Below are 13,869 nucleotides of genomic sequence, written 5' to 3'. Positions count from 1 at the left end.
GTGTGCTGTCTCACAGGGGCAGCAGGGACAACGGAGCCCTGCGCATGGACAACCCTGAGAGGAACGGGACCGTGAACCTCGCTCTGTGGACCGTCGCCGGAACCCTGGCCGCCGCCTACCTGCTCGGTGGCGCCTTCAAGGTGATCACGCCGAAGGAGAGGATCGCCGCCGTCGGGCACAGCGGACGCTGGGTCGAGGACTTCAGCGCCGGTGTCGTCAAGGCCATCGGCGCCCTTGAGGTGCTGGCCGCGGCGGGTCTGGTGCTGCCGGCCGTGCTCGGCATCGCGCCGGTCCTGGTGCCGCTGGCCGCCCTCGGCCTGGTGGTGATCATGGCCGGAGCGGCGATCACCCGCATTCGGCGGCACGAGTGGAAGCTCGTGCTGGTGGACCTGACCTACCTCGCCCTGGCCGCCTTCGTGGTGTGGGGCCGCCTCGGCCCCGCATCCTTCGCCGGCTGAACCGCACGGGGCGCCCGGGCCCGCGCGCGGTCGGCGCGGTCAGCACGTGGGAGTCGATCACCGGACGGGTTCCTCGTTCTCGTGCACCGACTTCTCCCGCGCCGACTTCTCCCGCGCCGAGGGGTTCCGCCGGCCGGGGATGCCGGTGCGGTCGTGCTGGAGGTCCCACAACTCCCGAAACCGGCCGCCCTGTTCGGCCACCAGCTCGGGGAAGGTGCCGTGCTGGATCACCCGGCCGCGTTCCATGACGACGATCCGGTCCGCCACCTCCACGTTGGTGAGCCGGTGGGTCACCAGGATCACCGCCTTGTCGCGGGCGAGGCTGCGCAGGTTGGCGAAGATCCGGTGCTCGGCGCGCGGATCGAGGGCGGCGGTGGGCTCGTCCAGGATCAGCAGCCCGGCCGGACGGTGGAAGGCACGGGCGATCGCGAGGCGCTGCCACTGCCCGCCCGAGAGTTCCTCGCCGCCCATCCACTCCACGGCGAGCAGGGTGCCCAGGCCGTTGCGCAGTTGGCCGATCACCTCGTCCGCGCCGGAGGCCTCGGCCGCGCGCCACACCGCGGCCTCGCCTTCGGCCGTGGGCTGGCCCAGGGTGATGTTCTCGCGGGCGGTGAGCATCCAGTGCGCGTAGTCCTGCGGGACGACGGCGACCTGCTGCCACAGGGCGTGCGGGTCCATGGCGCGGGTGTCGGTGCCGTCCCACTCCACCGTGCCCTGGCCGGGTGCGGGCACGTACAGCCCGGCGAGCACCTTGGCCAGGGTGGTCTTGCCGGAGCCGTTCTCGCCGACCAGGGCCACGATCTCCCCGCGCCGCACGGTCAGGCTCACCGAGTCCAGCGCGGTGCGCTCGGAGCTGGGGTAGGCGTAGCTGAGCTCCTGCACCGTGATCCGCTCGGGGGCGGTGGGGGCGATGGCGCCGCGCTGCAGGGCGTAGCCGCCGGCTGTGTCGAGGAAGCCCGCCCAGTCGTCCAGGTACATGCCGGTGCGGAAGAGGTCGGCCCCGTACCCGACGATCCCGGTCATGGCGCTGGAGACCGCGGTGAGGGCGACGACCGCGGCAGAGCCGTGCGACAGGCTCATCCGCCCGCTGACGACCAGCCACAGCATCACCAGCCACACCGTCCCGGACCCGAGACCGGAGGCGAGCGCCCCGAGGACCGACACCCGGGCGGCCTGGGAGGCGGCGCGACGGGCGTTGGCGTCCAGCCGGCGGCCCACCGCGTCGTACTTGTCCATCAGGAAGTCGCCCATGGTGTCGGAGCGCACCTGGTCCGCGTGCCGCTTGAGGTGGATGTACCAGCGCAGGTTGGCCATGATCCGCCGGTCGCCCACCGCGTCCCGGCCGGCCAGGTAGTGCACCCGGGCCGCGCGGACCGAAGCGATGCCCTGCGGCAGCGCGGCGACCACCAGCAGCGGCAGCAGCAGCGGGTGCAGGACGGTCAGCACGCCGGCCGCACCGACCAGCGAGCCGGCCGAGGAGAGGAGGTTCTGCGCCTCGCCGAGGATGTCGGCACAGGTGTCCGCGCCGCGGTCGGCGGCCTCCAGGTCGTCGCTGTAGCCGGCGGTGTCGTAGGCGGCCAGTTCGGTGGCGATCGTGGCGCGCAGCACGGTCGCCTCGGCCTCGCGCCCGATGCGGGGGGACAGGCGCACGGTGATCGTCTGGATGGTGATCCCCAGCAGCCTGCGGACCCCGAGCGCGCAGGCGATCACCGCGATCGACGGCAGCGCCGCGACGACGCGCTGCGACACCTGTCCGGAGGCGAACAGCGAGCCGATCGTGCCGGTCGTGGCGGCCAGTCCGGCCGCGCCGAGGACGGCGGAGGCGACCTGACAGGCCAGCAGCACCGCAACCGAGCGCGGCTCGACGCTCCAGGCCAGCCGGAACGCCCGTACCACCAGCTGGGGCAGGCGCCTGGCCATCGCGCCGACGCTGATCGCGGCGGCGGCCTCGACCTTGCGGGCGTCGGCCTTCCACACGAGTTCCTCGTCCTGGCCCGCGGCGGGCCTCGTGTCGGTACTCATGCCGGGGTGCCTCCGTCCGCCGACCGGAGGAAGTAGGAAGAAAGAACTCTGGCAAGGGAGTTGATCGTCTCCCGGGTCTCGTCCATGGCCGGGGATCCTGCCGGTGTTCGAACGCGTCGATCAAGCGGACACGGTCCGGGCGAGCCCGGGTCGAACGGGGTGTTTTCGAGCAGCCTCCCGGCCTCGGTGAGCGTCCCTCCAGGGGTTCGAGACCGGCGGTCCGGTGGGATTCGCGGTGGCTGCGGACGCCGGTACGGGCGAGGAAGCCGGGCAGTGCGCAGCCGTCGCCGGATTCACTCGTTCGACTGGTCGGCCGAAAGTGAAGGAGTAGGCGCTCAAGCCCGGGGAGAGGGTCACCTGGAGTGAACCCCGTTCGGCTGTCGCGCGGTTGAGCAGGGTGTAGATGTCCGGTGCGCCGGAGACGGGGTGGGTCGTGGTCCGCCCGTCGGCCGTCGCGGTGATGGTGCCGGTGCCGCCGACGTCGAGGTAGATCTCGGCGGCCTTTCCCCTTCGGTCCGGCCACGGTCAGCGGCGCGCGCCCTGCGGGGTGTTCAGCCGCTGGCCGATCCCCGAGATCGCCGGCGCGGCACCGCAGTTCTGCAGCACCCCCGAGCCCGCGCTCTGGGTGCACGCGGCGAGGGCGGCGCTCTGCGCGGGCGGTGCCAGGGCCTTGCCGACGCTGCCCGAGTGGTCCACCACCTGGTCCAGCGCCGCGGTGCAGTCCGGGATGTCGCGTTGGCCCTACTCCTCGCCCGGGCCTCCGGACGGCGTGCCGGTGTCCCGGCCGTCGTGCCGGGCGGTGCGCTGGAGTTCGGCCACGCGGTGGAGGGCGGTCTTGAAGGCGGCGTACTCCTGGGCGCCCAGCGCCTTGGCGTGGCGGTCCTCGATCGCGCGCATGATGGCGGTGGCGGCTGCCATCTGGAGCAGCCCGCGGTCGGTGGGGCAGACCAGCTTGGCGCGGCGGTCCGCCGGGTCGGGCCTGCGCTCGACGTAGCCCAGGCGTTCGAGGTCGTCGACGAGGGTGCCGATGACCTGCTTGTGCTGTCCGGAGACGCGGGCCAGTTCGCTGGCCCGGATGCCGTCGGCCCGCAGGTAGGCGAGGACGGCGCCGGCCCGGGGCTGGATGTCGTCGAAGCCCTGCTCGGCGAGTGCGCCGAACAGTTCGCGCTGCACGGAGAAGAGCACCTGGGCCGCGAGCACGCCGAGGTCCGGTTCCGCGCTCTGGTGCCCGGTCAACGCCGCTCCCGTTCTGGTGGTCGTCGTACTGGTCGTCGTGCTGGTCGTCCGCCGCTCTGCCATCTGACCAGCGAGTTTAGTCGGTGCTTGCGCACCGGGGGGCCGGGGTATAGCGTCAAAAGTAGTCACTGAACTTGACTATCAAGATTGGTGACTAATACGCCCATGGCTCGACCGAAGGAGCGGACGATGACCGAGCGCAGCAAGTTCCTGGAATCGATCACGCGGGAGAACGCCGCCGTGGTGCTCGTCGACCACCAGGTCGGCCTGCTGTCCGGCGTCCGGGACATCCCGCTCGGCGAGCTCAAGCACAACGCGGTGGCGCTGGCCCGGGCGGCGACGGTGCTGGGCATCCCCTTGGTCGTCACCACCACCGCGGCCGACAGCATGTGGGGGCCGACCGCTCCCGAACTGGTCGCGGCCCTGCCGGCCGGCCAGAAGATCATCGACCGCAGCACGGTCAACGCCTGGCACGACGACCGGGTCCGTGAGGCCATCGAGGCGACCGGCCGCCAGAAGCTGATCATCGCCGGCGTGTCGCTGGAGGTGTGCGCGGCGCTGCCCGCGCTCGCCGCGACGGCCGCCGGGTACGACGCGTACGTCGCCGTGGACGCCTCCGGCACCTTCAGCCAGGCCAAGCGGGAGGCCGGACTGCTGCGCATGCAGCAGGCGGGCGTCATCGTCTCCGACTACGCGACCCTCATGGTCGAGGCGCTGGCCGACAACGCCGCCCCCGAGGCCGGCGACCTCTACGCCGCGCTCGACATGCCGTTCGCCGTCCTGGTCGGCCAGATCTCCGCGGCCTACCAGGCCTGACGGGCCACCAGCCGCACGCGGTCATGGCGGCGGGCCGCGCGACCCTGGCAGGATCGCGCGGCCCGACGTGGTGGTGCTGTTCAGCTGTCGCGGCCCCGGCGACGGCTCCTAGTGGTGCGGGCGAGGACGGTCACCTCGGCCAGATAGCGGGCCAGGTCCTCCGTTCGGGGCGGGGCCTGGACGTAGGTCCAGCGGTGGAAGAACTTCTCGGTCTCCTCCTGGAGCCGGCCGGGGTCGGCGGGGCCGTCGACCTGCGGGACGATCCGTCCGTCGTGGACGGTGAGCCGCAGGGGGCGGGCCAGGGCGTCGAAGGCGCCGGCGACGTCCTCGTCGAGGAAGTCCGGTTCGACGAGGCGCTGGAGCTCCTCGTCGGACCGGCAGGAGTCGAGCCACTGGTCGTCGTCGAGGACGATGATCGGATACTGCGGATCGGTCATGGCGCTACCACTTTCCCTGCCACGGACGGTGGTTCTTGATGCCGCCGCTGCCGCGGTGGTGGTAGTGCACGGCCTTCCAGCGGGACATGCCCTTGATCTGGTGGCTGTGGATCCGGAAGTTGTTGCCATACTTCTTGGCGCCGTTGATCGTGGTGTTCCAGTGGAAGTTCGACCCGCGCGCCGAGCTGTTCTTGGTGAAGCTTACGCCGAAGCGCCGCACACCCTTGAAGGCCACGTGCACGCCCTCCTTGCCGGCCCAGCGGGCTGCACCGCCGAAGGCCAGACCGGAGGCGGCGCCGAAGGCCGTGTTGGTCGCCAGCCCCTTCCAGCTCCAGTTGCTGGTACCGGCGTTGCCGACCGTGTAGCTGACGGCTGCCGCGGTGGCCGCGACCGCGACACCGCAGACGATGGAGGCACCGCAGGCCAGCGCCCCGGCGACGGCTCCCACCGTCACGGCGGCCTTGAGCAGCCCGCGCCAGCCCCAGCGTCCGGTCAGGTCGTAGCAGGTGAGCGGATCGCCGCTGCAGTAGTCGTACGGGTTGGCGTTGCCGCCGTAGACCGGGTCGGTGGACAGGAACCGGCCGCTGGCCGGGTTGTAGAGCCGGGCGCCCATCAGGGCCAGCGAGGTCAGGGTCTCGCTGGAGCGCTGCTTGCTGCCGATCCACCCGTAGCGGGTGTTCGGCTGCCCGGCGCGGGCCTGGCCGTACTCGTCGAAGTCGAGCACGGTGGGTGCCACCGCGCCGTCCAGCGGCAGCTGGAGGGTGATGTCGCCGTGCAGGTTGGCGAGTTGGAGCACGGTGTTGCCGGTCCTGGAGGTGGTGGCGGCCAGGCCTCCGTTCAGACCGTCCACGTTGCGGGTGAGGTTGCCGGCGGCGTCCTCGGTGATCCAGCGCGGGTTGTCGCCGTCACCGTCGTAGTGGTTGGTCTTGGCCGCGGTCACGGCCCAGGCCGCGCCCTGGTTGGCCTCCACGGTCCAGGAGCGGAAGCGCATCGCGGAGTCCAGCGCCCAGGTCTGCCGGTTGCCGCCGCTGACCTGCTGCTGCACCAGGTCGGTGCTGTAGTGGCCCAGCGTGCTGCCGGGCAGTGCGGTGGTGCGGCCGAACGCGTCGTAGGCGTAGCCGGCGTTGGTGATCCGGTCCGCGCTGTCGTAGCTGCTGGTCTGGGTGGTGGCCCCGTCGGTGCCGCACTCCTGGCCGCGCGGCGCGGTGGCGGTGGCCAGCGCGGTGCGGTTGCTGTTGCGGTCGAAGGCGTACGAGCGGGTGGTGCAGACGGCGTCCACCGAGGTGTCCTGCACCCGGGTGAGCCGGCCGGCCTGGTCGTAGCCGAACACCTGGGAGGCCGTGATCCCGGGGGTGCCGGTGTGGGTGGCCCACTGGCCCTGGACGGTCTCGGTGATGTGGTCGGCGACCACCACCGCGCCGTCGCTGCCGCGGGTGTAGCTGCGCGAGGTGGGGGTGCCGTTGGGGTCCTGCTGGTCGGTCATGGTGTAACCGCCGGGCAGGGTCTGGGTGACGAGGTCCCCGTCGGCGTCGTAGCGGGCGCCGAAGGTGCCGGCCACCGAGTCGGTCGCCGAGGTCAGCAGGCCGCGCGGGTCCACCGAGGTGTCGTAGCCGAAGGTGGTCGTCGAGGGGCTGCTGTCGGTGACCTTGGTCGGGCGGTCGAGCGCGTCGTACTCGGTGGTGGTGGTGCCGCCGTCCGCGTCGGTGTAGGAGATCAGCCGGCCGAGGCTGTCGTAGCCCTTGGTGATGGTCCCGCCGGTGGCGGACTCCTGACGGGTCACCGTGCCGGTGGCGGGGTGGTAGGTGTTGGTGGTGGTGGGGACGGCGGCGCCGACGCCGCCCGAGACGGTGGTGGTCAGCGGCCGGCCGGCGGCGTCGCTGGTGATGGTGGTGGTGCGGGTGACGCCGTTCGCGCTCTCCTCGCTCTTCGCCAGCTGGCCGAACAGGCCGTACTCGACGGTCTTGGTGGTCTGCTGGGCGGGGTTGGCGCCGCCGCCGGTGATGTCGCCGGCCGGTGCGCTGCGGCACACCAGGTCGGCCCACTCGGGCCGGCCCGCGCAGGGACCGGTGCCGGTGGCGGTGTAGAAGGTGGTGTTGACCGTGCCGGCGTCCGAGCCGTTGGACGCGGGCAGCGAGGTGGAGACGGACCGGCCCTGGCTGTCGTGGCCGACCTTGGTGGTCAGCGCGAGGCCGCCGGCGTCCTTGATCTGCTCGGTCGCCACGCCGAGCGTCCAGTCGAAGACGCTCCGGTCGGTGCGGGTCTCGACGAACAGCTCCGGCCAGGACCGCAGCCAGCCGCCGGAGACGGTGGTGGTGACCTGGTCCTTCACCTTGGCGGAGCCGTCGGTGGGCCGGCCCTCGTCGTAGCTGCGGGCGACGTGCGTGCGGGAGACCACCTGGGTGCCGGCCTTGGCCACCGCGGTGCCGCCCACGACGGCGTCGGCCGTCAGGGTCACCCGGTGCAGCGGGCCGTAGGAGTCGGTCTCGCGCTGCCCGTCGGCGCTGTAGACGGTGCTCTGCGAGAGCAGCTGGGCCCGCTCGCCCGGGGCGAGGCCGTTCAGCCCGAGGTCGGCGAGCTGGGCCTTGGCGGCATCGCTCGCACCGAGCGCGAGCTCGCGGTTGGCGGCGCCGAGCGAACGCGTCTGGTGGCCGTAGCGGTCGTACTCGGAGGTGGTGATCCGGTGGCCGGGGGAGGCCTCGTTGACCAGCAGGCCCGAGGCGTTGAGGTAGCTGACGGTGGCGCGGGCGTAGTCGGCCGCGGTCAGGTCCGCGCCGTTGTTGGAGGCGGGGATCCGGTCGGCGGGGAAGACCGCGGTCGCGTCGGTCGGCAGGTCGCTCTGGCCCCAGGCACCGGCCGCGGCGGCCGACAGGTCCTCAGGTGCCTTGTCCCCGCTGGTGGGGACGTTGTAGACCACGGTGCTGGTGGCCGTGCCGTCGACCTTGTCGGCGCTGCCGGGGGCCAGCGTGTCGTGCCAGACCTTGGTCAGCATGCCGGGCCCGGCCGCCGCGGTGCCGGTGACGGTGCCGTAGGCGAGGTTGCTCGCGATCTGCCCGTTCTTCTGCACGGAGGTGAGCAGGCCCTCCTCGCCGGCCTGCTGGGAGTAGGTGTACTGGGTCTGCGCGGCCTGTCCCAGGCGCGGGTCCCAGGTCTGGCGCAGCCAGCCGTTGGCGTCGTAGCGGTAGGTGGCGACGTCGGTGGCGGTCGCGGCGCCCGCGCCCGGGGCGGTGGCCCAGAGCTTGATGGTGCTCAACTGGCCCGCGTAGTCGCCGAACTGGTCGCCGGTGGCGGTGCCGGTGGCCGTGGTGGCGCCGGCGTAGCCGAACTGCAGGACGCGGCAGCCCTTGGTGCCCGGGTCCGCCGCGCAGGCGGCGGCCGAGACCGCCGAGGTGGGGGCGATCACCAGCTTCGGCCGGGCCAGCGTCCTGCCGCCGGTCGTGACCTTCTCCGAGACCACCGTGGTCGTGGTGTTCGCCAGGCCGTGCAGCAGGCTGGAGGAGACGGTCCAGGTGGCCGCGCTCGGGTCCACCTTGGCGAAGGTGGTCACGGTGCCGTTGGTGTCGGAGAGGGTGAACTCCCCGGCGGCGAAGGCACCGCGCAGGGTGAGTTGCTCGTTGCCGGGCTCGGGGGTCCAGCTGTCGGGCGCGGCGCCGGCGGTGAACGAGACGGCCTCGCCGTCGGAGGAGACCACGTCGAGCGAGCTGGCGGAGGTCTGCCGGACCTCGGTGTAGTCCGACTCGGCGGCGTCGGCGGAGATCCCGGAGACCCAGTGCGGGCCGAAGATCGGTGCCTGGCCCTCCCGGTTCCTGGCCGCGTTCGGATCGCGCGAGGAGTGGGTGCGGCCCACGCTCATCTCGAACATCGAGACGTCGGTGGCGGAGACCGTCAGGTCACCGGTGAGCAGGTTGAGCGTGCCGGGGCCGATGTCCCGGGTGGCCGCACCCTGCGCCTTGCGGTCGACGATCACCTTGACGGCCTCGGAGGAGGTGGCCGCGCCGCCCGGGCCGGTGAAGTCCGCCCGGAGCTGCACCGTGCCGTCGGGGCTGACGGTGGCCGCGGCGTTCCAGCTCAGCGCGGGACTCTTGCCGTTCGTCAGCGGGAGGGGCCAACTGCTCACCGGTGAACCGTTGTTGCTGACGTCAGCGACGGGCAGCGGCGTCCAGGGGTCGGCGTCCGAGCGGCGCCAGGAGTAGCCGACCGCGTTGTACGCGCCCGGGTCGGTCTCGGCGGCGAGCGGGACGCGGGCGGCGGTGCGGGTGCCGTCGTTCGGCACGGTCACCGCGCCGGCGCCGACCTGGAAGGCGTAGCTGATCGGCTCCGACTTGTTCTCCGCCCGGTCGGTGGCCCGCACCCGCAGGGTGTTGCCGCCGCCCTTGGCGGGGGTGACGGTGAGGTTGACCGGCGCGGTCGAGCCGCCGGTCGCGACCTTGGTCCAGGTGGTGCCGTCCAGCGACCACTCCAGGGCGTTCTGGTCGCCCGCCGGAGGTACGACGGTGAAGACCCCGCTCTGACCGGCGCCCTTCACCCAGCGGCTCGACGGGTAGTCGGTGGAGGTGATCGAGGCGGGTGCGGAGGGGGCGGAGGCGTCGACGGTGAACGTCGCCCAGGGGGACCAGGCGTTGTTGTAGTTGGTGCCGTCGTACGGCGAGGTGCGGAACCGGTAGGTCCTGCCGTTGGCCAGCACCCCGGCCGGCACGGTCACCGAGGCCGGCTGGCCGCTGGGCACGTACGGCGAGACCAGCACGTTGCCGACCTGCGTGTCGCTCGCGGCGTCGAAGATCTGGAAGGTGCCGTCGACCTTGTCGTTGTTCGGGTCGATGAAGGTGTCGCGCAGCGTGGGCGTGGTCGAGTTGACCCACCAGGTGCCCTGCTGGTCCTTGTAGAACGGGGAGCCGGCCTGCTGGTCGGTGCCGGTGCGCGGCCGGTAGTTGTAGGTGACCGTCAGCTTGGGCACGTTCGTCGCGGCGTTGGCGGAGTTCACCTCCTTCCAGTACTTCGTGCTGCTCTCGTCCGGGGCCCGCAGGCCCATGCCGGAGGTCGCGTTCTTGGCCGAGGCCCAGGTCTGCACCAGGTTGGTGACGTCGGCGTTGATCCAGCCGTCGCCCCCGCAGGCGTCACGGCCCTTGGTCTCGGTGGAGGTGGCCTTCTTGGCGTTCCAACTCGGCTGCGCCGTCCACCGGGAGGCGGTGGAGGCAAGGCCGGTGTCGTAGATGTCCCAGGGGTAGGCGAGGCAGTCGCTGTTGCCGGAGTGGAAGTTGTAGAGCGACAGGGTCGCCTTGGAGACCAGCGCGTCCGAGATCGGCGCGGTGTTCCAGTTGATGAACGAGCGGGCCTGGCGGGTGGAGCCGTCGGCGTTCTTGGTGCCGGAGTTGCCCCAGTAGAGCTCGGTGTCGGCGGACCAGTCCACCTTCTCGCCCTGCTGCACGCGGGTGTCGAAGACGTTGCCCAGCGCCGCGGTCGAGGGGTCGACGGTCACCGGGTACTGGGTCGCGGGGTCGGCGAGGAAGGCGGTGTCGGGGGTGAAGCGCAGGTCGATCAGGTCGCCGTGCTGGACGACCTTCAGGTCCACCTTCGCCTGGTGCGGGTGCTCGCTGGAGCCCGCCACCGTGCTCGCGTCCCACATCACCGGCGCGGGCAGCACGGCCCGCCCGGCACCGGTGACCGCGTCGGTGAAGAGCACCGAACCGTCCGGCTGGGCCTCGGCCTTGAGCCCCTTGGCCCGCAGCGGCATGGTGTACGCGTAGCCGGTGGCCGCGGGGCGCTGCTTGAGCGTCACGAACTGCTCGAAGCCGGTCCGGGTGGCCTCCACCACCAGGTCGGCCGAGCCGTCACCGATCGCGTCCGGGTAGGTCGCCCTGGTCCCGTCGAGCACGGGCTTGGGCAGGCCGCCCTGCCACTGGAGCTCGACCCGCTGCTCGCCCGAGCCGAGCGTGACCAGCGTGTGCGGCTCGGCCCCGCCCGCCTGCGACTGGGCGAGCGAGCCGGCCAGCACGCCGCCGGGGCCGGCGAGTTTGAGGTCACCGGGGTGCGCCTGCGGTGCCACCGTGCCGTCGGCGGCGGTCTTCAGGTCGAGGTCGACGTCGACCCAGGCGCCGTCGCGCTGGAAGCGGACGGGACCGGCGGCGAAGTCCGTGGTCAGCGAGCCGTCCGGATTCGCCCAGGTGGTGGACGACTCGGTGCGCTCGGACAGGGCCTCGACCCGCTGCTTTCCCAGCCGTGCGGCGATCCTGGCGGACGGCAGGTCGGCGGCGGTGCCGGCCGTCGGCCGGGCCGCGCGGTCGGCGCCCGGCGCGGTCGGTGCGGCGAAGGCGTCCCCGGCCCCCGCGAGCAGCGAGGTCGTCACTGCGAAGGCCAGTACCGCGCCCAGTGGTCGCGCGCCGGTGACCCGGCCCCGGCGGCGGGGCACGGGTATCTGCTCGTGCATTCATACTCCTTGACACATCGCCTGATTGGCGACTGAACGGTTGGAGCCTAAGCAGCACGGGCATGCGACGTAACCTGACAAATGCGGACAAGTGACAGTAAAGAGCTGGTAAAGAGAAGCACTTGGTTACGTTATTGTTATCCCTGGCAATGGTCATGGATCGGGTACGTACACTCCGTTCGGGCGAGGCGAGAACGAGCCCTGCCGCAGGCGGCTGAATACCCGTCCGGACGGTCGGTCAGGGCCCGACGCACCGTCACCGTGGCCGTGGCCGTCGCCGTCACCGGCGTGCGGCACCTACCGCGACGACTCCCGGGGGAGTTCGGCGATGAAGCGGGCGCCGGGGGAGGCGGTGCCGTCGAGACGCAGGGTGCCGCCGTGGCGGTGGGCGATCTCGCGGGCGATGGCCAGGCCGAGACCGGTGCCGCCGTCGTCGCGGGTGCGGGAGGAGTCGAGGCGGGCGAACCGCTCGAAGATCCGCTCGTGCTCTTCGGGCGGCACGCCCATGCCGTCGTCGCGGACCTCCAGCAGGACAGCGGACCCGCGCGCGCCGACGGTCAGGGTGACGCTGCTGCGGGCGTGGCGCACGGCGTTGTCGAGGAGGTTGCGCAGCAGGCGTTCCAACTGCCGCGCATCGCCGTGGACGGCGATGTCCTCGCCCGTGCGGCTGTCGACCCGGACCGCGGCGGGAGCGTGCCGGCGTGCCCGGGTGGCCGCGTTGTGGGCCAGGGCGTTCAGCTCCACGCGTTGAGCGGGCGGTGCGCCGTGGTTGTCGAGCCCGGCGAGCAGCAGCAGGTCCTCGGTGAGCTGCTGGAGGCGTTCGGCGTCGGCGAGGGTGTCGCGGACGACGCTGGGCCAGTCGGTGTGGTCGGGGTAGTGCAGGGCCACTTCGAGATCGGCGCGCAGGGCGGCGAGGGGCGTGCGCAGTTCGTGGGACGCGTCGGCGGTGAACCGCCGTTGCTGTTCGACGGCCTGCTCCAGCCGGTCCAGGGTGTCGTTGGTGGTGGCGGCCAGCCGGGCTATCTCGTCGCGGCGGGGCGGGACGGGCACCCGCAGGCTCAAGTCGCGGGCGGTGATGGCGCGAAGGCGCTGCTGGATGCCCTCCACCGGGCGCAGGGCCCGGGCGGTGGTGGCCCAGACGATCAGGGCGACCAGCAGGACGGCTGCGGGGATGCCGCCGTACAGCACGCGGTCGACGTCCGCGACGGCCTGTTCGGCCTCCCAGGGGGTGACCAGGAGGTGCAGGGTCAGGGTCACGGTGGGGGCGGGGCCGCCGTCGTCCGCCTGGCCGGGGCCCTCGAAGGAGCCGGTGAACAGGGTGAAGTCGTGGCCCGCCAGGCGCCGGCTGCCGGGCGGGGCGCTGTCGGCGACGGGGCCCAGGTGCACGGTCGTCCGTGCGACCGGCGGAGTGTTCGGCAGGGACGGGCACAGGGGATCGGGCACGAAGGGGGTCAGCTCCGGTGCGCCTGCGACGAGGCGTCCCTCGGGGTCGACGATCACCCAGGTCTCGTGGTCCTGGAAGTAGCTGGGGACGCCGCGGCCGCTGTAGCGGGACTCGATCGTGTTCAGGTCCGCCTCCGCCTGGTTGAGGGCAGCGGCCAGCTTCGAGGCGTACAGCTCGTGGCGCAGCCACCACGCGCCGGCGCTGAAGGCCAGCGCGGCGGCGAGGGCTGCGGCCAGGGCGGCGCGCAGCCGGATCGGCAGGCGGCTACTGGTCATCGTCGGCCAGTCGGTACCCGGCGCCGCGTACGGTCTGGATGGTGGACCGGCCGAACGGTGTGTCGATCTTGCGGCGCAGGGCGCTGATGTGGACGTCGACCACGTTGCTGCCGCCCTGCTGATTGGCGTCCCAGACCTGCTCCAGCAACTCGGTGCGGCTCACCACGTCGCCCGCCCGCAGCCCGAGGTGGGCGAGGAGGGCGAACTCCTTGGCCGTCAGCTCGATGTCGCTGCCGCCTCGGCGGCAGCGACGGGTGGCCGGGTCGAGGTGGAGGTCGCCGATCCGGACGGCGGCCTGGCGCACCGGGCCGCCGCGGCGGATCAGGGCCCGCAGCCGGGCCAGCAGGACGACGTACGAGAACGGCTTGGCCAGGAAGTCGTCCGCGCCCGTGTCCAGTGCCTCGGCCTCGTCGTACTCCCCGCTCTTGGCGGTGAGCATCAGGATCGGGGTGCGGTTGTCCTCCCGGCGCAGTTGGTCGCAGACCCGGTAGCCGTCCAGGCCGGGGAGCATGATGTCCAGAATGATCGCCTGATAGGGCTGCTGCCGGGCCATCCACAGACCGTCCCGGCCGTCGTGGCACACGTCGACCGCGTAGCCCTCGGCCTCCAGCCCGCGGCGGAGCACCGCGGAGATCCGCTTGTCGTCCTCGACCACCAGTACGCGCATGCCGGTCATCCTGCCTTGTGGCCGTGGTTCGGCGGATGAAGATCACTTCATCCGGATTCATCATCGCTTAATCCTTCGCGCCCGATGGTGGGC

Annotated in this window: 10 protein-coding genes; 2 read left to right on the top strand and 8 right to left on the bottom strand. The window is 72.3% G+C overall.

The genetic code is table 11. From position 1 onward, the window contains the following. Positions 1 to 71 precede the first annotated feature (71 nt). On the top strand, positions 72 to 458 hold the full coding sequence (locus tag OG294_RS02445) for a DoxX family protein (RefSeq protein ID WP_327064695.1): 387 nt from the start codon (positions 72 to 74) through the stop codon (positions 456 to 458). A 57-nt stretch (positions 459 to 515) separates the two neighbouring features. Here OG294_RS02445 and OG294_RS02440 read toward each other — a convergent pair whose 3' ends face one another. The 4 genes from OG294_RS02440 to OG294_RS02425 all read right to left on the bottom strand — a co-directional run bounded on the left by OG294_RS02440 (position 516) and on the right by OG294_RS02425 (position 3,779). Then, complete coding sequence (locus tag OG294_RS02440) at positions 516 to 2,480, bottom strand: ABC transporter ATP-binding protein (protein ID WP_327064694.1); 1,965 nt, start codon at positions 2,478 to 2,480, stop codon at positions 516 to 518. A gap of 120 nt (positions 2,481 to 2,600) precedes the next feature. Next, positions 2,601 to 2,972, bottom strand: coding sequence for a hypothetical protein (locus OG294_RS02435; RefSeq protein ID WP_327071421.1), 372 nt, complete (start codon positions 2,970 to 2,972; stop codon positions 2,601 to 2,603). Positions 2,973 to 3,005: 33 nt separating this feature from the next. Beyond that, positions 3,006 to 3,179: a hypothetical protein gene (locus OG294_RS02430; RefSeq protein WP_327064693.1), complete on the bottom strand. Its 174-nt coding sequence runs from the start codon at positions 3,177 to 3,179 to the stop codon at positions 3,006 to 3,008. Positions 3,180 to 3,221: 42 nt separating this feature from the next. Next, entirely contained in the window at positions 3,222 to 3,779 is a 558-nt protein-coding gene (locus OG294_RS02425; protein ID WP_327064692.1) for a MarR family winged helix-turn-helix transcriptional regulator, read from the bottom strand. 126 nt (positions 3,780 to 3,905) lie between these two features. On the opposite strand from OG294_RS02425, the gene OG294_RS02420 reads away from it, so the two are divergent. Further along, positions 3,906 to 4,532: an isochorismatase family protein gene (locus OG294_RS02420; RefSeq protein ID WP_327064691.1), complete on the top strand. Its 627-nt coding sequence runs from the start codon at positions 3,906 to 3,908 to the stop codon at positions 4,530 to 4,532. An 80-nt stretch (positions 4,533 to 4,612) separates the two neighbouring features. Here OG294_RS02420 and OG294_RS02415 read toward each other — a convergent pair whose 3' ends face one another. The 4 genes from OG294_RS02415 to OG294_RS02400 form a co-directional block, all read right to left on the bottom strand. Then, complete coding sequence (locus tag OG294_RS02415) at positions 4,613 to 4,969, bottom strand: hypothetical protein (RefSeq protein ID WP_327064690.1); 357 nt, start codon at positions 4,967 to 4,969, stop codon at positions 4,613 to 4,615. Positions 4,970 to 4,973: 4 nt separating this feature from the next. Further along, entirely contained in the window at positions 4,974 to 11,390 is a 6,417-nt protein-coding gene (locus OG294_RS02410; protein ID WP_327064689.1) for a DNRLRE domain-containing protein, read from the bottom strand. Between the two features lie 297 nt (positions 11,391 to 11,687). After that, positions 11,688 to 13,109, bottom strand: coding sequence for a sensor histidine kinase (locus OG294_RS02405; protein WP_327064688.1), 1,422 nt, complete (start codon positions 13,107 to 13,109; stop codon positions 11,688 to 11,690). Next, on the bottom strand, positions 13,099 to 13,776 hold the full coding sequence (locus tag OG294_RS02400) for a response regulator transcription factor (protein ID WP_327064687.1): 678 nt from the start codon (positions 13,774 to 13,776) through the stop codon (positions 13,099 to 13,101). The genes OG294_RS02405 and OG294_RS02400 overlap by 11 nt, the downstream gene beginning before the upstream one ends. Positions 13,777 to 13,869: the final 93 nt, after the last annotated feature.

This window comes from Kitasatospora sp. NBC_01302 (assembly GCF_035976515.1).
Taxonomy (GTDB): Bacteria; Actinomycetota; Actinomycetes; order Streptomycetales; family Streptomycetaceae; genus Kitasatospora.
The sequence above is the reverse complement of the archived record's forward strand: the minus strand, read 5'-3'. Positions and strand labels throughout refer to the sequence as shown.